Annotated in this window: 17 protein-coding genes and 2 tRNA genes; 12 read left to right on the forward strand and 7 right to left on the reverse strand. The window is 33.0% G+C overall.

The features are described 5' to 3' along the window. Positions 1–22 precede the first annotated feature (22 nt). A complete protein-coding gene (locus ACKTTV_RS06535; RefSeq protein ID WP_408030023.1) occupies positions 23–445 on the reverse strand; it encodes an HYC_CC_PP family protein in 423 nt (140 codons plus the stop codon). 97 nt (positions 446–542) lie between these two features. Between ACKTTV_RS06535 and ACKTTV_RS06540 the strand changes: the two genes are divergently transcribed. The 7 genes from ACKTTV_RS06540 (at position 543) to rodA (ending at position 8481) form a co-directional block, all read left to right on the forward strand. Next, the gene (locus ACKTTV_RS06540; protein WP_408030024.1) at positions 543–998 is read left to right on the forward strand and encodes a GAF domain-containing protein; all 456 of its coding nucleotides are present in this window, start codon (positions 543–545) and stop codon (positions 996–998) included. Between the two features lie 368 nt (positions 999–1366). Continuing rightward, positions 1367–2893 (forward strand): bifunctional phosphoribosylaminoimidazolecarboxamide formyltransferase/IMP cyclohydrolase, encoded by a 1527-nt coding sequence (gene purH, locus ACKTTV_RS06545; RefSeq protein ID WP_408030025.1) that lies wholly within the window; start codon positions 1367–1369, stop codon positions 2891–2893. Positions 2894–2975: 82 nt separating this feature from the next. Then, positions 2976–4004 (forward strand): rod shape-determining protein, encoded by a 1029-nt coding sequence (locus ACKTTV_RS06550; RefSeq protein ID WP_093668522.1) that lies wholly within the window; start codon positions 2976–2978, stop codon positions 4002–4004. Between the two features lie 15 nt (positions 4005–4019). After that, positions 4020–4847, forward strand: coding sequence for a rod shape-determining protein MreC (gene mreC, locus ACKTTV_RS06555; RefSeq protein ID WP_408030026.1), 828 nt, complete (start codon positions 4020–4022; stop codon positions 4845–4847). After that, a complete protein-coding gene (gene mreD, locus ACKTTV_RS06560; RefSeq protein WP_408030027.1) occupies positions 4840–5346 on the forward strand; it encodes a rod shape-determining protein MreD in 507 nt (168 codons plus the stop codon). Before mreC ends, mreD begins: the two co-directional genes overlap by 8 nt. Next, positions 5343–7223 (forward strand): penicillin-binding protein 2, encoded by a 1881-nt coding sequence (gene mrdA, locus ACKTTV_RS06565; protein WP_408030028.1) that lies wholly within the window; start codon positions 5343–5345, stop codon positions 7221–7223. The genes mreD and mrdA overlap by 4 nt, the downstream gene beginning before the upstream one ends. Then, a complete protein-coding gene (rodA, locus tag ACKTTV_RS06570) occupies positions 7204–8481 on the forward strand; it encodes a rod shape-determining protein RodA (protein ID WP_408030029.1) in 1278 nt (425 codons plus the stop codon). The genes mrdA and rodA overlap by 20 nt, the downstream gene beginning before the upstream one ends. Positions 8482–8548: 67 nt before the next feature. Here the strand turns inward: rodA and ACKTTV_RS06575 are convergent, their stop codons facing one another. The 6 genes from ACKTTV_RS06575 to proS all read right to left on the reverse strand — a co-directional run bounded on the left by ACKTTV_RS06575 (position 8549) and on the right by proS (position 13579). Beyond that, positions 8549–9844, reverse strand: coding sequence for a sensor histidine kinase (locus ACKTTV_RS06575; protein ID WP_408030030.1), 1296 nt, complete (start codon positions 9842–9844; stop codon positions 8549–8551). Positions 9845–9943: 99 nt separating this feature from the next. Further along, a complete protein-coding gene (locus tag ACKTTV_RS06580) occupies positions 9944–11236 on the reverse strand; it encodes a sensor histidine kinase (protein WP_408030031.1) in 1293 nt (430 codons plus the stop codon). A gap of 223 nt (positions 11237–11459) precedes the next feature. Beyond that, a complete protein-coding gene (gene rpsT / locus ACKTTV_RS06585; protein WP_320418538.1) occupies positions 11460–11711 on the reverse strand; it encodes a 30S ribosomal protein S20 in 252 nt (83 codons plus the stop codon). A gap of 34 nt (positions 11712–11745) precedes the next feature. Continuing rightward, positions 11746–11817, reverse strand: a tRNA-Glu gene (locus ACKTTV_RS06590). Positions 11818–11948: 131 nt separating this feature from the next. Continuing rightward, positions 11949–12020 (reverse strand) — tRNA-Glu (locus ACKTTV_RS06595). Between the two features lie 80 nt (positions 12021–12100). Continuing rightward, a complete protein-coding gene (gene proS, locus ACKTTV_RS06600; protein WP_408030032.1) occupies positions 12101–13579 on the reverse strand; it encodes a proline--tRNA ligase in 1479 nt (492 codons plus the stop codon). A 152-nt stretch (positions 13580–13731) separates the two neighbouring features. On the opposite strand from proS, the gene ACKTTV_RS06605 reads away from it, so the two are divergent. From ACKTTV_RS06605 to porT, 5 genes are all read left to right on the forward strand, one after another. Next, positions 13732–14940, forward strand: coding sequence for a hypothetical protein (locus ACKTTV_RS06605; protein WP_408030033.1), 1209 nt, complete (start codon positions 13732–13734; stop codon positions 14938–14940). Positions 14941–15075: 135 nt separating this feature from the next. After that, entirely contained in the window at positions 15076–16452 is a 1377-nt protein-coding gene (locus tag ACKTTV_RS06610) for an OmpP1/FadL family transporter (RefSeq protein ID WP_408030034.1), read from the forward strand. A gap of 114 nt (positions 16453–16566) precedes the next feature. Continuing rightward, positions 16567–17463, forward strand: coding sequence for a NifU family protein (locus ACKTTV_RS06615; protein WP_408030035.1), 897 nt, complete (start codon positions 16567–16569; stop codon positions 17461–17463). A 13-nt stretch (positions 17464–17476) separates the two neighbouring features. Then, positions 17477–18205 (forward strand): bifunctional demethylmenaquinone methyltransferase/2-methoxy-6-polyprenyl-1,4-benzoquinol methylase UbiE, encoded by a 729-nt coding sequence (gene ubiE / locus ACKTTV_RS06620; RefSeq protein ID WP_408030036.1) that lies wholly within the window; start codon positions 17477–17479, stop codon positions 18203–18205. 1 nt (position 18206) lies between these two features. Further along, positions 18207–18923: a type IX secretion/gliding motility protein PorT/SprT gene (porT, locus tag ACKTTV_RS06625; protein ID WP_408030037.1), complete on the forward strand. Its 717-nt coding sequence runs from the start codon at positions 18207–18209 to the stop codon at positions 18921–18923. Positions 18924–19274: the final 351 nt, after the last annotated feature.

The raw sequence follows: 19274 nt of genomic DNA on the forward strand, positions 1-19274 counted from the left end.
AAACCTGAGGTTTAAATACAAATCATATGATAAAAACTTCGTAAAGTAATTGGATATCGTATGTTATTTGAGGGGGTGAATATTCCTGGTTTAATAGGTCGAGAGTATCTACAACACCGAAGAACTGAAATACCTTTTCTTCATTTAATACAGCAACACTATTTATCTTATTAAAAAGGCTTTTCTCTTTTATTGCTTTGTTTATCTCATATTGTCCTTCTAAATAGGTAATCTCATTCTTACAACAAGAGTCCTTTTCTAAGGTCAACAATGAATCGGCACAATCATCATCAGGCTCATCCTGACAAGCGCCAGCATCTCCTAAAAAAGAGATATTCACCAAAGAATCACCACAGAAATGCTTCTCAACGGTAAAAGAAATCGTTGAAAGTATTAGCATGAGTGCTAAAAATACAGATGATATTTTCTGGAATAAAATTCTCATTAAAGCAAAGTTATAAAAAACGATAAATATTTTCTCAATACATTTCTTAAAAGTATTTTTGCATCGTTGTTATCAACTATTATTTGAACCTTAAATTATGGATAAAATAGCAGAAATAAAAACACAAATTGGAAAAATTTGTGATTCCCCGATTTCTAAGGAAGATAAACTTCAACAAATTTGCGACCACCTAGCGTCTGAGATTTCTTATTATGACTGGGTAGGTTTTTACTTTAGAAACGGAGATAAAGAAGAGTTAAAATTAGCTCAATTTAATGGCGAACTTACGGAACACACAATAATTCCTTTTGGAAAAGGAATTTGTGGTCAGGTTGCTGTCAGTAATGAAAATTTTGTAGTGCAAGATGTTAGTGAGCAAGACAACTATATTTCATGTGGTTGGAAAGTTAAATCCGAAATTGTAATTCCAATTTTTGTCAATGGAGAAAACATTGGACAGATTGACATCGATTCGCATTCAATTAATCCTTTTTCGAAGGCAGACGAAGAATTATTAGAGTTTGTTTGCGAGAAAGTTAGCAATTTTGTATAAAATACACTTAAATACTTGATTATTAAAGTTTTTTTTACTTTATTTGATAAAATATTTATTAACAACTTTATTAACATTTAATTCCCTTAGTTTATGAGTCGTAAAGAATTCCCCACTTACGCCGCTCTGAGTGATACTAATTCTCAGAACAGAGCTCAACAATCGTTAATAGAGAAATTTACTACATGGTTTAGAAATTTTCTAGAAAATGCAGAGTGAAAACTAAATTCTCACTTTATCTGATTGTTAAAAACGCTGTCTAAAAATGTTATATTTTGACAGCGTTTTTTAATGTAAAAAAGTTAAATTCTTCTATTGTAAAACCCTCAGGGTTTTAGTACTTTTGCTCGTTTAACAACACAACAAAAATGAGCAACACAAAAACTATCAAATCAGCACTTATCTCCGTATTTCATAAAGACGGATTAGAGCCAATAGTAAAAAAACTTAATGAGTTAAATGTTACTATTTATTCAACTGGCGGTACTGAGAAGTTTATTAAAGATCTAGGTATTAACGTAGTACCTGTTGAGGACGTAACTTCTTACCCATCTATTTTGGGAGGAAGAGTAAAAACTTTACATCCAAAAGTTTTTGGAGGTATATTAAACAGACAGGATCATGAAGGTGATGTTGCAGAAATGCAAGAATATAATATTCCTCAACTTGATTTGGTAATTGTTGATTTATATCCTTTTGAAAAGACAGTTGCTTCTGGAGCTGCTGAACAAGACATTATCGAAAAAATTGATATCGGAGGAATCTCTTTAATTAGGGCGGCAGCTAAGAACTTTAAAGATACCGTAATTGTTTCATCAATGGAGCAATATGATGAGTTTTTATCGATCATTGATAAGAATAACGGTGAAACAAGTATTTCTGAAAGAAAAAAGTTTGCTGCGAAAGCATTCAATATCTCTTCTCATTACGATACTGCTATTTTCAATTATTTTAATGAAGATGAAGTAGTATATAAAGCAAGTGAAACCACTTCAAAAACTTTACGTTATGGAGAGAACCCTCACCAAAAAGGATATTTCTTTGGGGATTTGGATGCAATGTTCGATAAGCTTCATGGTAAAGAGTTAAGTTATAACAATTTGTTAGATGTTGATGCCGCTGTCAATTTAATGAACGAATTTAAGGGAGAGGCTCCTACTTTCGCTATTTTAAAACATAATAATGCTTGTGGTTTTGCTCAACGTGATACAATGCACCAAGCTTATGTAGATGCTTTGGCTGGAGATCCTGTATCTGCTTTTGGAGGTATTTTAATAGCTAATGATAAAATAGATAAGGCAACTGCCGAAGAAATTCATAAATTGTTCTGTGAAGTTGTTATTGCTCCTTCTTATGATGATGACGCTTTAGAGATTTTAAAAGGAAAGAAAAACAGAGTTATCTTAATTCAAAAAGATGTTGCTCTTCCTGAACAAACAGTAAGAACTGCTTTAAATGGAGTATTAGTCCAAGATAAAGATAATAAAACAGATGTTTTAGAGGATTTAACGTATGCTACAAACAATAAACCATCTGAAAAAGAGTTAGAAGATTTATTATTTGCTTCTAAAATTTGCAAACACACAAAGTCAAACACAATTGTTTTGGCTAAAAACAAACAATTATGTGCAAGCGGAACGGGGCAAACTAGTAGAGTTGATGCTTTAAGACAAGCAATTGAAAAAGCGAAAAGTTTTAATTTCGATTTGTCTGGATCAGTAATGGCTAGCGATGCATTTTTCCCATTCCCTGACTGTGTTGAAATAGCAGATAATGCTGGAGTAAAAAGTGTAATTCAACCAGGAGGTTCAATTAAGGATCAATTAAGCATTGACTATTGTAATGAAAACAACGTAGCAATGGTATTCACTGGGACAAGACATTTTAAACATTAATTATTTTTGATGTAAAAACAATGTATATTTTTTATAGATTTGTGTAAACGCATCAATAATTTAGATAAAAGACAAACATTTTATGGGGTTTTTCGACTTTATGACCGAAGATATTGCAGTTGATTTAGGAACTGCAAACACACTAATAATCCATAATGGCAAAGTAGTTATTGACAGCCCTTCTATTGTTGCTAGGAACAGGCTGTCTGGTAAAATTATTGCCACAGGTCATGAAGCCAATAGAATGCAAGGAAAAACTCATGAAAACATAAAAACCATTCGTCCATTAAAGGATGGAGTTATCGCTGATTTCCAAGCTTCAGAGGAAATGATAAAGGAGTTTGTTAAGAAAATTCCTGCTATCAAAAAGAAGTTATTCCCTCCTTCGTTACGAATGGTAATTTGTATTCCCTCAGGTATTACTGAAGTTGAAAAACGAGCGGTTATTGATTCCGCACGTCATATGAACGCCAAGGAAATATATTTAATCTATGAACCAATGGCAGCTGCAATTGGTGTTGGAATTGATATCATGGAACCAAAAGGGAATATGATTATTGATATAGGTGGTGGTACTACCGAAATTGCGGTAATTGCCCTTGCAGGTATTGTTTGCGATCAGTCGGTAAAAGTCGCTGGTGATTTATTTACAAGTGATATCATGTATTACATGCGTACACAACACAACCTCTATGTTGGGGAAACCACCGCTGAGAAAATAAAAATTCAAATAGGTTCGGCTACTGAAGATCTCGATACCCCACCAGAAGATATGATGGTTCAAGGTCGAGATTTATTAAGCGGAAAACCAAAACAGGTTCAAGTTTCTTACAGAGAAATTGCTAAGGCTCTTGATAAATCTATTTTACGTATAGAAGATGCTGTTATGGAAACCCTATCAAAAACTCCTCCAGAATTAGCTGCTGACATATACAACACTGGTATTTATTTAGCTGGTGGTGGATCAATGTTAAGAGGTTTAGATAAACGTTTGTCTCGTAAAACAGATTTACCAGTTTATGTAGCAGAAGATCCTTTAAGGGCAGTTGTTCGTGGAACCGGAATTGCTTTAAAGAACTTAGAAAAATACAAATCAGTATTAATCAAATAAACGTGATGATTATTTATGCAACAGCTTATTTATTTCTTACAGAAGTATAAATATTTCTTGTATTTCATTTTTCTAGAAATTATAGCTGTTGCATTAATCATCAATAATCACTCTTTCCATAAAAGTAAGTTTATCAATTCCGCTAATGTAATTTCTGGTGGTCTTCTAGATAAAACGAATAACATAAATCAATACCTTAAACTAAAAAGCGAAAACGATTTATTACTAGAAGAAAACACCGCTTTAAAAAACAAACTTGAACAGCTTTACACCACTATTGATACAACTCAGTTAAGAACTGTGGATGATAGTATATATTACAAACAAAAGTATCAATACATAAGCGGAAAGATAATTGACAACAATTACCATACTCCTTATAACTTTCTTACAATTAATAGAGGCCAGCATCATAATGTTGCTCATGAAATGGCCGTAGTTAACAGTAAAGGAATTATTGGTATTACAGAAAATGTTTCTGGTAGTTATGCCAGAGTTCAATCTATTCTAAATAAGAATAGTAAAATTAATGCTCGACTAAAAAACAGCCATCATTTTGGCACGCTAGAATGGAATGGAGAAAACATTAATATTGTTCAACTTTCTGACATACCAAGACAAGCTGCATTAACCATAGGAGATACCATCATAACTGGAGGAAAATCTTCTATATTTCCCGAAGGACTTCCTATTGGAACTGTAGAAAATATTCCTGAAAAAGTTTCGGCCATTAACACAATTAACATTCGACTGTTTAATGACATGACAAATATTGGAAGTGTGAATATCATTACTAATTTTCATAAAAATGAAATCAAAGACTTAAGCAACCCAAATGAATAAAACCATACAACTTATTTTATTATTCTTGTTTTTTGTTCTTTTACAAGTTCTAGTTCTTAATAATATTCTGTTATTCGGTTATATTAATCCATATTTATACATAGCTTATATTTTTATATTTCCTCTTAGCCAAAAACGAATTCCTTTTTTAACCGTTAGCTTCTTTCTTGGTTTATGTGTCGATTTATTTTCTAACTCAGGAGGTATTCATGCTTTTGCTACTTTATTTATAGCTTATATACGTCTGTTTCTGGTAAGAACTATTTTCAAAAAAACAGAATCGGATTACCTATTATTTGATTTACGATTGGAAACATTTGATAAAGTATTTAATTATGTAGCAATTTTAACAGTTTTGCATCATTTTATATTGTTTAGCTTTATTAACTTTAGTTTCAGTAATTTTTCAAGTGTTATAATTAATACACTACTTTCAACGTTATTCACTTTAATATTATATTTTTTAGGAAGTTTTATTTTTAGAAAAAAGCTATCATGAAACGAAGTTTTTTATTGGTCTTTCTAATTGTTTTAGTTGCTGTTATCTATATCGGAAGATTATTTCAGCTACAAATTCTTCATGCCAAAAAACAAAATCCAACTCTTAGTTCAACAGTCAAAGTTGAGTACGATTATCCTGAAAGAGGCTATGTTTATGATAGAAATGGTAAACTTTTAGTAGCAAACCAACTTTCTTATGATGTAATGGTTATCCCGAAAGAGGTGAAAGAGTTAGACACATTAGAATTTTGTTCGCTACTTAAAATAACTAAAGAGAACTTTTTAAAACGATTTAATAAAGCCGAACGCTACGCTAGGTGGCTTCCTTCAGTATTTTTAAAACAATTATCTAAAGAAGACTTTGCCTTTCTTCAGGAAAAACTATCCAAATTTGAAGGGTTTTATGTTCAAAAACGTATTATTAGAAATTATCCTATTAAATCTGCAGCAAATGTACTGGGGTTTATTGGAGAAGTTAATGAACAAAAAGCCAGATCGAGTAGTTATTATGAACAAGGTGAATTAATTGGTAAGCTGGGTATTGAAAAACAATACGAAGAAGTCTTGAGAGGAGTAAAAGGTAAAAGGTATTTCAAAAGAAACAATTTAAATGAAATAACTGGGTCTTATAACAACGGTAAACTAGATACACTTGCCATCTCTGGAAAAGATTTAACACTTACCATTGATACTGAATTACAGCAATATGGTGAAAAGCTTATGGAAGGGAAAAGAGGAGGAATTGTTGCCATTGAACCTAAAACAGGCGAAATTTTAGCTTTAATATCTGCTCCCTCTTATGATCCGAATTTACTAGTCGGAAGAAAACGTTCAAAGAATTCAACAAAGCTTTTTTACGATTCCATTAACCAACCTACCTTTGATAGAGGTTTACAGGCCATGTATGCCCCTGGATCACCTTTTAAAATTATAAATGGTTTAATTGGCTTGCAAGAAGGAGTTATCGATGATAGATTTTCTGTACGTTGCTATGGTGGATATAGATATGGTAAAAGAAAAAATGAATTTATGGGATGTCACTGTGGAATCACTGGGTATCCTATTCGTTTAAAAACCGCCATCGCGAAGTCATGTAATAGTTATTTTGCCACCACCTACAGACGAATAATCGATAAAGCGGAAAACTCAAAAATTGGGTTAGAGAACTGGAGTACACATGCCAAAAGTTTTGGTCTTGGAAACTATCTCGGCTATGATCTACCTACAGGGCAAAAAGGTAGAATTCCCGACTCAACTTACTACAATAGGCAATATACTTTTAGATGGGGACCAACAACGACAATTTCAAACTCCATTGGTCAAGGAGAGGTAGAAACGACCCCTATGCAATTGGCTAATATGACTGCCGCTATTGCGAATAGAGGATACTTCTACCGTCCACATATTGTAAAAAAAATAGACGACAATCCGATTAAAAATAAGGCTTACGTAGAAAAAATAAACACAACCATCGATCCTCAGCATTTCAATATTGCTGTCGAAGCTATGCATGAGGTATTCACAAAAGGTACTGCTAGAGGCAGTCAAGTACCCGGAATTGAAATATGCGGTAAAACTGGGACAGTTGAAAACTTTATTAGAATTAATGGTAAACGCAAGCAATTAGAAGACCACTCTATTTTAGTCGCTTTTGCCCCCAAAGATAATCCTAAAATAGCTCTTGCCGTTTATATTGAAAATGGTGGCTATGGATCAACCATAGCAGCCCCAATTACTAGCCTCCTCATTGAAAAATATTTAAAAGGAGAAATAGAAAGAAAATACGTTGAAAAGAGAATGCTGGACCTAAGCTTGCAAACAGAATACGATAAATTAATCCCTAAAATAGACACCATTGCGTCAGGAGAGAAATAACATATTTGCCGGAATAGATTGGATAACGGTATTTCTATATATCATACTCGTCGTTTTTGGATGGGTAAATATTTATGCCGCATCTTCTAACGAAAACAGTCGTGAAATCTTCGATTTTTCATCGAGATATGGAAAACAGCTTATTTGGATAGGACTGAGCGTTCCAATTATTATTTTCGTTTTGTTTTTTAATTCTAAATTCTACGAAAAATTTTCGAGCATTTTATACCTCTTTTCTTTACTTCTGTTAGCAGGAGTACTTGTTTTAGGTAAAAAAATTAACGGAGCAACCTCTTGGTATAATTTCGGAGGAGTTGGGTTACAACCTTCAGAATTTGCCAAAGCTTTTACTGCCTTAGCTTTGGCCAAATTAATGAGTGATCGACAATATAATTTAGACCTTCTTAAAAATCAAATAAAGGCATTCGTTATAATTTTTTCTCCGGCTTTTCTAATCGCTTTACAACCAGATATGGGTTCGGTCGTAATTTATTTTGCCTTTTTCCTGGTTTTAAATCGTGAAGGCATTACACTAGCCTATTTTGTATTAGGAGCCTTATCAGTATTACTATTCTTACTAACTATTTCTTTTGGAATTACGTGGGTATTAGTAATTTCTTTAACCTTAATATCTATTTATGTAATATATGCAGCTTACAAAAACAAAAGGTTTCTTCGTTTTAATCTTTTAAGAGTAATTAGTACCTATATAGTTACAAGTATTTTTATTGTAGGTATAGGTTATACTTATAACAATATTCTCGAACAACATCAAAAAGATCGTTTTGACATCTTACTTGGTAAAATTAAAGACAATCGGGGAATCGGCTACAACACTTACCAAGCTCAATTAACAATTAGCTCTGGAGGATTTAGCGGAAAAGGATTTTTAAAAGGAGATAGAACACAAGGTAACTTTGTTCCTGAGCAAGACACGGATTATATATTCAGTACTGTAAGCGAAGAATGGGGGTTCCTAGGTAGTTCAACTGTAATTATTCTTTTTTCACTCTTACTCCTTAGAATTATTTATCTTGCTGAAACGCATACCAACAAATTTGGAAGAATTTATGGTTATGGTGCCGCTTCAATACTCTTTTTTCATATAATTGTTAACATTGGAATGGTCATCGGAATTTTACCAACTATTGGAATACCTCTTCCTTTTTTTAGTTATGGAGGCTCATCATTATGGGGCTTTACATTACTATTGTTTATTTTTATAAGATTAGATGCCCATAAATCTTACGACTGGTAGATTTCTCTTAATAACTCTGCGAAACGGAATACATGTTTTAAAAAATTTTACAACCAAAGGACCAGCCTTAATCTTTTCTTATGGTAAAGAAAAACGTTGTTCCTTCACCTAATTTACTTTCTAGCCATACCTCTCCCCCATTTCTTTCAATAATTTTTCTTACAAGAGCCAATCCAATACCTATCGAATCGACATGCTTTTTTAAACCTAGCTTTTGAAAAAGTTGAAATATTTTGCGATGATATCTCTTCTCTATCCCTGGACCATTGTCTGAAACAGAAAACACATAGCAGTCCATTTCATTTACAAAATCAAGCTTAATATATACATTACTTTTGTCATTATGCTTTATGGCATTTTGGATTAAGTTTTGAAAAACTTGTAGCAACTGAGATTCGTTAAAGTACACATCTGGAAACTCGCTTTTCACTTCTATCTTGCAGTTTTCAGAACTGTTCACTAGAATAATTCTGTCAATAAGTGAGGACAGATTTACTTTTTTGATCTCTTTTTCTTTCTCCAAATGCAATGAATAACTTAAAATACCATTGATTAACATATCCATTTGAATAACTTGTTCTTTAATTATAAAAAGATCTTCATAAATCTCAGCCCTTTCTCCTAACAGACTCTCCTTTACATTCTCTTTAGAAGTTAACCATTCCGCCAAATTGAGAATGTTACGTAACGGTCTCTTCAAATCATTTGAAACCATAAACGCAAAGTCTTCTAAATCTCTATTTCGTTCATATAACTCTTTAGCTCTTTTCTCTAAATCTTTTGTACGCTGTACAACTTTCTCTCCTAATTGAGAATTCATATCCTCCAGCTTTCTTCTATGACGTAAACTTCCATTAAGAATAATAAACGAGTAAGTAAATATACTTATGGTAGAACCTAAAATTGCGACTTCCGTGATACTGTCCAACTGATGTGTTTCAACCCTATAAATCATATGTAACAATTGAAAAGAGCTATATAACACTAATAAGAAACTATTATTAATGGTTAGAATCCCCCCAAACATAACTATATAGGTACCCAGGATACAATCTATAGCAAAATCATTATCAGCAAGTGTATAGGTCAAATAGTATTGAAATGAAAAAAAAACAAAAAATACATATATCCCATAATGTCTTAATATATTCTCATTCTTTAGTAATGGAAGCACTCCTACAATTAGAAAAAAAACAGCAAAAATCCCCTTAGAATAAGGTAAAATAAATATACTTGGATTCAAGTATTCAATTAACATGATGTATAAATACAACGTTGGGGAAATAATGCGCAGTACTAAACCATTATTTTTAATCTCAAAAGATTTCAACCTCCCTAACTCTCCAAAAAAACTCTTATCCATTAAGACATGAATTTATGTTTAAGATCTAAAAGTTAATGATTTAATATCAAAAAGTATAATTCTAATACGCCTAAAGTAAAGTATCTTGTTTCTAATGTATCACTTTTTAATAGTAAAAAAGAACGTGGTTCCATTGCCAAGCTTACTTTCTAACCAAACTTTACCCCCATTTCTCTCTACAATTTTCTTCACAAGAGCTAATCCAATACCAATTGAATCAACATGTGTTTTTAGTTCTAATTTTTGGAATAGCTGGAATATTTTGCGATGATACTTTTTTTCGATTCCAGGGCCATTATCAGAAACAGAAAAAATATAAAAACCTCCTTCGTACTTGACATTCAAATCTATATTTACTAAATCCTTATCATTATGTTTTATAGCATTTTGTATCAAATTCTGAAAAACCTGTAATAATTGCGATTCATTAAAAGATACACTAGGAAATTCATTTATCATTCGAATACGGCAGTTCTCAGAACTATTTACCATAATAATTCTCTTAACAAGAGAGGAAGAATCGACTTTTTTTATTTCTTTTTCTTTCTCCAAGTGCAATGAATAGTTTAAAATTCCATTAATTAACATATCCATTTGAACAACCTGTTCTTTAATTATGATTAGATCTTGATAAATCTCCCCTCTTTCTCCCTGTAAATTATCTTTAACATTTTCTGAAGATATTAACCACTCTGATAAATTAAGTATATTTCGAAGTGGTCGCTTTAAATCATTAGAGACTAAAAAGGCAAAATCTTCCAAATCTTTATTTCTCTCATAAAGCTTTTTTGCTCTTTTCTTTAAATCACGAGTCCGCTCACTCACTTTACGTTCTAAAAGACTATTGGTGCTTTCTAAACTTCTTCTATGTTTGCTAAAACCATTTATGATAATAAATGAATATGTAAACAACGTTAAAGCTGAACTTAAAACGGCACTCTCTGTAATTATATCAAACCCTCCTACCTGAAGTCTATAAAATATATGTAATAATTGAAAGGAACTAAAAACAATAAGCAGCAAAGCATTGTTAATTGCTAAAATTCCTCCAAACAATAGAATATAAGCGCCCAGTAGGCAATCTATCGAGAAATTGTTTTCTGCAAGTGTATAAATTAAAAAGTATTCAAACGCAAAAAATGCTACAAAAACGAAAAGACCGTAATAGCTAAGTAATTTTCTATTCCTAGTTAAAGGAAGTAAACCAAAACCTAAAAACATCATTGCAAACCCTTCCTTTGCGAACGGTAACACTACTATATTCGGATTTAAATACTGAACTAATATTACGTACACATATAAAGTTGGGGAAATTACGCCTAGTAAAAAACTATTATTTCTTATTTCAAACGTATTTAATCTCCCTATTCTCATAAAAAAACTCATATCCATTAAGACAGAAATTTGCGTTTAAAGCTGAAAATTTAGCAATTTCATCCAAAATGAGTTCGTTTCCTTCCATGAGATGCAGATAATTACAGGTAAATTACCCTAATAAGAGGATACATGATTTATTAAGATAGGTCTTGCTCATTAGTTCAAAGAAGAATATATAAACAAAAGAAAAAGGCACCTCAACGAGGTACCTTTTTAACTATTAACTAACCTTAAAACTTTATAAAGCTGCTACGTGTTTAGCCAATTTAGACTTTAAGTTAGCCGCTTTATTTTTATGAATAATGTTGTTCTTAGCTAACTTATCTAGCATAGAAACAACTGACGAAAACATTCCTTCTGCTTCCTTCTTGTCTGTAGTAGCTCTTAATTTTCTAACAGCATTACGTGTAGTCTTATGCTGATATTTATTTCTTAAGCGCTTCGTTTCGTTACTTCTTATTCTCTTTAATGCTGACTTATGATTTGCCATTTTACTTAGACGTTAATTGTTTATAAAAAACTTGTAGTCCGTACGGGAATCGAACCCGTGTTACCAGGATGAAAACCTGGCGTCCTAACCCCTAGACGAACGGACCATTTGGTTCAATCTTATTTCGATTGAGGCTGCAAATATATAACTTTTTTTTATACCTGCAATATAATTCTAATTTTATCTTTTTGATAAAAAAAGCTCCGATAATGTATCCGAGCTATTAAGAACTTTTTGTAGTCCGTACGGGAATCGAACCCGTGTTACCAGGATGAAAACCTGGCGTCCTAACCCCTAGACGAACGGACCATCACAATACTTATTTCGTGATTGCGGGTGCAAATATATGAACTATTTTAATTTACACCAAAACTTTTTTAATTATTTTTTTAATAAGCTTTTGCGAACAACACTCTTCTAGGAGAAGAGGCACCTGTTAAGACACACTTACCATCCTCATCCTCAACATCATTAGGTATACACCTAATAGTTGCCTTAGTCAATTCTTTTATCTTATCTTCTGTTTCAATAGTACCATCCCAATGAGCCGAAACAAAGCCTCCCTTGTTTTCAATTACATCTTTGAACTCTTCAAAAGAGTTTACTTCAGTAATATGATCGGCTCTAAAATCTAACGCCTTTTTATAAAGATTCTCTTGAATATCCTCTAATAAGCCAGTAATATGTTCTACTAATTGATCTTGTTGTACAGTCTGCTTTTCAAAAGTATCTCTTCTTGCCACCTCAGCTGTTCCGTTTTCTAAGTCACGATTCCCTATTGCAACTCTTACAGGCACACCTTTCAACTCGTATTCTGCAAATTTCGCTCCTGGTCTCATCGTATCTCTATCATCAAACTTCACTGAAATACCTCTTGATTTAAACTCTGAAATTAAACCACTCATTTTATCATAAATAGCATTCAGCTGATCTTCACCTTTATATATAGGTACAATAACCACTTGAATTGGTGCCAATTTTGGAGGTAAAACCAATCCTGCATCATCAGAGTGAGTCATTATTAAACCTCCTATTAAACGAGTGGACACTCCCCAAGATGTAGCCCAAACATATTCTTGCTTTCCTTCTCTTGATGTATATTTTACATCAAAAGCCTTAGCAAAGTTCTGACCTAAGAAGTGAGAAGTTCCTGCTTGCAATGCTTTTCCATCTTGCATCAATGCTTCAATTGTATAGGTAGCATCAGCTCCAGCGAATCGTTCACTTTCTGATTTTGCTCCTCTTACCACTGGCATCGCCATGAATTCTTCCGCAAAAGTTGCATAAACCTCCTGCATTTGTTTCGCTTCAAACAAAGCTTCATCTTTTGTTGCATGAGCCGTATGACCTTCTTGCCATAGAAATTCAGCAGTACGAAGAAATAAGCGCGTACGCATTTCCCAACGAACAACATTAGCCCATTGATTTATTAATAAAGGTAGATCTCTATGAGATTGTATCCAACCTTTATAAGTATTCCATATAATAGCCTCGGAAGTTGGGCGTACTACTAATTCCTCTTCTAATTTAGCATCTGGATCTACTCTTAGTTTACCTTCTTTATCTGGATCACTTTGCAAACGATAATGTGTAACTACTGCACATTCCTTAGCAAAACCTTCAGCATTCTTTTCTTCTGCCTCGAACAAACTTTTGGGTACAAAAAGAGGGAAATAAGCGTTTTGATGTCCTGTTTCTTTAAACATTCTATCTAATTCGGCTTGCATCTTTTCCCAAATTGCAAAACCATACGGTTTAATTACCATACATCCTCTAACAGCTGATGTCTCAGCCAAGTCGGCTTTAACAATCAACTCGTTATACCATTTAGAATAATCTTCTGCTCTTTTTGTTAAATGTTTACTCATATTCAAAAGTTTGGCACAAAATTTGTTATTTTTTATGCGTAAATTGTACCTGCAAAACTACATTAAAAAGGCAATTAGCCCAACAAAAAAGAGTTTTTTGCATAAAAAGGTAAGAGAAAAAACAAATCGTTCAAATTTAAATAAGTCCTGACATGATACTAAATTATACCAAAACCCGAATATTCTACCTGAACTTTATTTTACTGATTATCTCAGCATCATTCGCTTCTTGCGGTACAACTCAAACTGTAGCAAGCAATGATGGAATTTATAATGATGAACCTGCAGCTCCAATAGAATCTCCAGAAAGGAGAGTAATTGTAACTGACGACAAAGGATATCAAAATTATGAAGATAATTATTTCACTAAAGAAGTTGAAAGAATTGGTTTACTTAATGGTACAGATATCTTTACTGATATCGAAAATTATGAGTCAGCTACTTCAAACGAATTTGAACCAGAAGATAATATTGTAACTGAAGAGCCAGAAACAAGAATTACCTACAATTCTAATGCTCCTTGGGGGTATAACTCAAATGACAGCGATGTTGTAATCAATATAAATACAAATCCTAACTGGGGCTGGAACAACTGGGGCTACGATTGGGGCTGGGGTTGGAATAACTGGGGCTGGAACAATTGGCGATATGGCTGGAACGATTGGGGCTGGAACAACGGAGGTTGGAATAGCTGGGGATGGGGCTGGAATAACTGGCGCTGGAACAACCGTTGGTGGAGAGGCCGTTACTGGTATGGTAATAGATGGGGATGGAATAACTATTGCCCTCCTTATGGATATGCATACAACAGACCTTATTATAGAAGAGGATCGAATCCTTACAGAACAGCTGTTTCAAGAAGAGGTTATAACACATATAGAAATTACGATTCAAGAAGAACTACAACTTCAAGACGCTCATCAAATGTATCAAGACGTTCTTCAAATGTTTATAGAAATAATAGAACTACCAGCAGACGCATTCGCAGTGCAGGTTCCGAAGGCAGATACCGAAACGGAAATCGTAGTTCATCTAGAGTAAGATCAAGAGCTAGAACCAGAAACTACTCTAATGGTAGTAGTACTCCTTCAAGAAGTTCAAGAAGCTACAACAATAGCTCAAGAAGAAGTAGAGGTAGTAGTTATTCTCCTGGAAGAAGTTCAAGCAGATCATCTGGTAGTAATTATTCAAGATCAAGAAGCAGTAACTCTTCAAGAAGTAGTTACTCTCCTTCAAGATCGAGAAGCTCATCTAATTACTCTTCATCTAGATCTTCATCAAGAAGCTCTTCTAGAAGTTATTCTTCGGGAAGAAGTTCATCGAGAAGTAGCGGTTCTAGATCAAGCGGAAGAAGAAGATAAAAACACAGAAACCAAAACTTGTAAAAACAATTTATTAACATAAGCATATAGTCTTATCTTTGAAAGATTTATAACTTATGCTTGGAAGTGAACATGCCTATTTTAAGTCATATTCAACCACAAAAAATTAAAATAATGAAAAGATTATTATTCGTAGGAGTGCTACTATGTACTTCATTAAGTTCATTTTCCCAAAGATTTGAATATCAACCACTCAATTACAATCAACTTGGGTTACTTTTTTCTCAAGATGACAATTACGGAACGGCTAGGTTTGAAGCAATGAGTGGAGCTTTTGGAGCCCTTGGAGGAGACATATCAGCTTTTGGAATAAATCCTGCTGGTAGTGCAGTTGCAATAGCGAGTAGCGCATCGGTTACGCTAAGTAATAAAAACACCGATTATGCTTCATTGTATTATGGAAGCTCTTCCAATTCAGTAAATGATTCCTTTAATTTATCGCAAGCTGGAGCTATTTTAACTTTTGACACAAACTCAGAAGATTGGGATAGAGTTGCGTTTACCGCTAACTACAGAATAAAAAGCGATTTCAGCTCTTTCTATAGAGTTATTGGAAACAGTCAATATTTATACAATGTAGAACATTTAGATGATCCCAATACACCAAAAACTCAGTTTGACAGATCTCTTGAACAAAATTTTTCTGCAGAAAAGCGCGGTAGATCGAGTGTAATGAACTTTGGTTTTTCGGCAGTACATCAAAGCAAATTATTTATTGGAGGTTCTCTTAACTTTCATGATATAGATTTAAACAGAATATCTCGATTAACCGAAAATAATGACGACGTAAACGGGAATGTTCTTATTGCTAAAAACTTAATTGATACACGTATCCAAGGAAATGGTTTTTCTCTTAGTTTAGGTTTTATTTATAAATTTAACCAGAATTTACGCTTAGGGCTTGCCTATGAAACCCCTACATGGTATAATGAAATAACTGAAGATTACTACGAAGATTTAGTTCATAATGAAATAAGCGACCTCGGATTCCTTAGAACAGGAATTATTCCAATTGAAGAAGGAGCTATTTACCGATTTAGAACCAATAGTAGAATTACGGCCAGTGGTGCTTATATTTTTGGAAAGCAAGGTTTGATTAGTTTTGATTACACCTACAGAGATTACCCAAATTTGAAGTATAGAGAAAATAATTCTGATTTTATTAATGCAAATCAAGGTTTTGCTACTGACTATAGAGCAACACACTCTTTTAATTTAGGTACGGAATGGCGTTTTGATAGACTTAGCTTAAGAGGAGGATACCATTACTCTAAAAACCCTAATCTTTTAGCTACTTTTGGAGGTGGAACTAATGAAGACAACATTAAAGGCTTCTCTACTGGTTTAGGTTATAACTTTGGTAACATAAAAATTGATTTATCTTATAGCAAATTCGAGAATAAAGAGTTTGAATCAATATATAATCCGGGTGACATTATTCTTAACAACGATACTTCAAGAATTTCAGGAACCCTTACCATTAATCTATAAAACCAAAGAGGACTTAATCTAAAATAAGAACACAAATGGGCTCGTAATTACGAGCCCATTTGTGTTCTTATTTCTCAGTTTTTTACCGTAATTTTGCATTTCATTTAATTAGATATGGACTCGATTACAATAAATATACAAGAAACTAACAATGAAACCATAATTAAGTTTGTAAGTAGTACAATTTTAATCAATGGTGGAAGCTACGAATATAACAATATTGATGAAGCTAAAAACTCACCTTTAGCTCAACAATTGTTTTATTTACCTTTTGTAAAGAAGGTATTTGTAACGGCGAACTTTATAGCAATTCAACGCTATGATATTGTTCAGTGGGATGATGTTGCCGATGGAGTTAAGGAACAAATTGAATCCTATCTTCAAAAAGGAGATCCTGTTGTTGTAGAGAATACTGAAAAAAAAGACCCTATTGAGGTTTATGCAGAAGTAACACCAAATCCTAGTGTTATGAAGTTCGGAACAAATAAGGTCTTAACTCAAACTGATGTTGAATTAAAAAATATTGATGACGCCAGTAAATCTTCTCCATTAGCCCAAAAACTTTTTAGTTTCCCTTTTGTGAAGGAAATATTTATTTCTGAGAATTACATTTCGATCATGAAATACGATATGGTTGAATGGACTGAAGTGTACCACGATGTTCGCGCTTTCATTAGAAATTATCTTCTTGATGGTAAAACTATAATATCGAAATTACCAGAGGTTAAGGAAAATAAAACCACTCAAGTTGAAGAGAAAGTAAACCTATCGGATACCGAAGCTAAAATTGTCGATATTCTTAACGAGTACATCAAACCTGCAGTTGCCTCTGACGGAGGAAATATTGCGTTTAAATCTTACGATGAATCTACAAAGCAAGTTAATGTAATTTTACAAGGTGCTTGCAGTGGGTGCCCTTCTTCTACTATTACTCTAAAAAACGGTATAGAAACCATGTTGAAAGAAATGCTACCTAATCAAGTTAACGAAGTAGTTGCAATAAACGGATAATCTATAGTACTCTATGTCTGAACAAATAAAACCTTACAAAGACTCCGAACTAGGAAAAAAAGAGCAGGTTGCTCAAATGTTTGATAACATCTCTAAAGACTACGATGGCTTAAACCGTGTTATATCATTAGGAATTGATGTAAGCTGGAGAAAAAAAGTGGTAAAACTTGTGGGAGAAAATTCTCCAAAACAAATTTTAGATATTGCTACAGGTACTGGAGATCTCGCTTTAATGATGACCAAGTTAAATCCTGATAGAATTGTTGGTTTAGATATTTCTGAAGGTATGTTAGAAGTTGGTAGATCTAAAATAGACAAAGCGAATTTATCCAATAAAATTAAGATGGTTGTTGGAGATAGCGAGAATATCCCTTTTGACGATAATACATTTGATGCTATTACCGTTTCTTTTGGCGTAAGAAATTTTGAAAACCTTGATAAAGGTTTAAAAGAAATATTAAGAGTATTAAAACCTGGAGGGAGATTTGTTGTTTTAGAAACATCTAATCCCACTAAATTCCCTTTCAAGCAAGGATATAAATTTTACACCAACTTTATTTTACCTATCATAGGAAAATTGTTTTCAAAAGATAAAGTTGCCTACTCATATTTATCAGAAAGTGCAAATTCTTTTCCTTTTGGAGAGGCTTTCAACAATATTTTACAAAAAAATGGGTTTAAAGATGCAAAGAATTTACCCGTAACATTTGGAGTAGCTTCAATATACACAGCTTTTAAATAATATGGCAAGAAGATTTTTAGTATTTGCAATACTTTTTAGTGCAATTTTCACATCGTTTGGTCAGAGAGAAAAAATTCTGAACCTTCCTAGTTTTGATAAACCTTTGTTTCATTACGGTTTTTACTTAGGACTAAATTCAAATGGCTACAAAGTTTCATATAAACCTAGTTTTTTAGATCAGCAACGTATTACTCCTCAGGTAGAAGTTCAATCGTCTGTTGGTTTTAATGTAGGTCTAATAGGAGACCTTAGACTGCATAACAACTTAAACTTGCGTTTTGAGCCAGGATTAATGTCCAATACTAAAACTCTTGTTTTTAACCACATGTCTTCTACTAATGAAAATAGAAGAACGAGAGAAGTCGGAGCTACATTTCTTCATTTACCTTTAATTTTGAAGGCTAGCACCAACAGAATTAATAATGTTAGACCTTATGTTTTAGGAGGTATTTCTTATGATTATAATTTTTCCAGTAATGAAAACAATAGCGATGACAACTTTGCTGGAAACTTTAGAACAAAGACTAGTAATTTTATGTACGAACTAGGTATTGGTATTGATTTATATCTTAACTATTTCAAGCTTTCTCCTTCTATACGTGGTGTTTTTGCCATCAACAACGAGTTAACTTACGACAACAGTCCTAACAGTCCTTGGACTGATCCAATAGATTTTTTAGGTACGAGAGGCGTTTTCTTACACCTTGCCTTTGAGTAAAATTGAAACTCAATTAGGTAATTCCTTCCTTCGAATTAAAATACTTATTTATAAAATAAACGAATGGCTTTCAATAATTGAAAGCCATTCTTAAAAGGATACTAACCTTTAACCTTATTAGATAGAAGTCCCCCGAAATCTATCTCGTGTATTGTTGTGACACATTATTTTTTAATAAGTCACAGTTTAAATTAAAATTATCGTAAAAAATAGTCGCTTAAATATAGAAAATGAAAAAGGCTATCAATTAAGATAGCCTTTCGAATATGTAAAGTTAACCTTCACTTATTAGATAGAAGTCCCCCGAAATCTATCGTTAACTCTTTGTTCCAATTTCATTAATATCATTCT

The organism is Tenacibaculum xiamenense (assembly GCF_964513065.1).
Taxonomy (GTDB): Bacteria; Bacteroidota; Bacteroidia; order Flavobacteriales; family Flavobacteriaceae; genus Polaribacter; species Polaribacter xiamenense.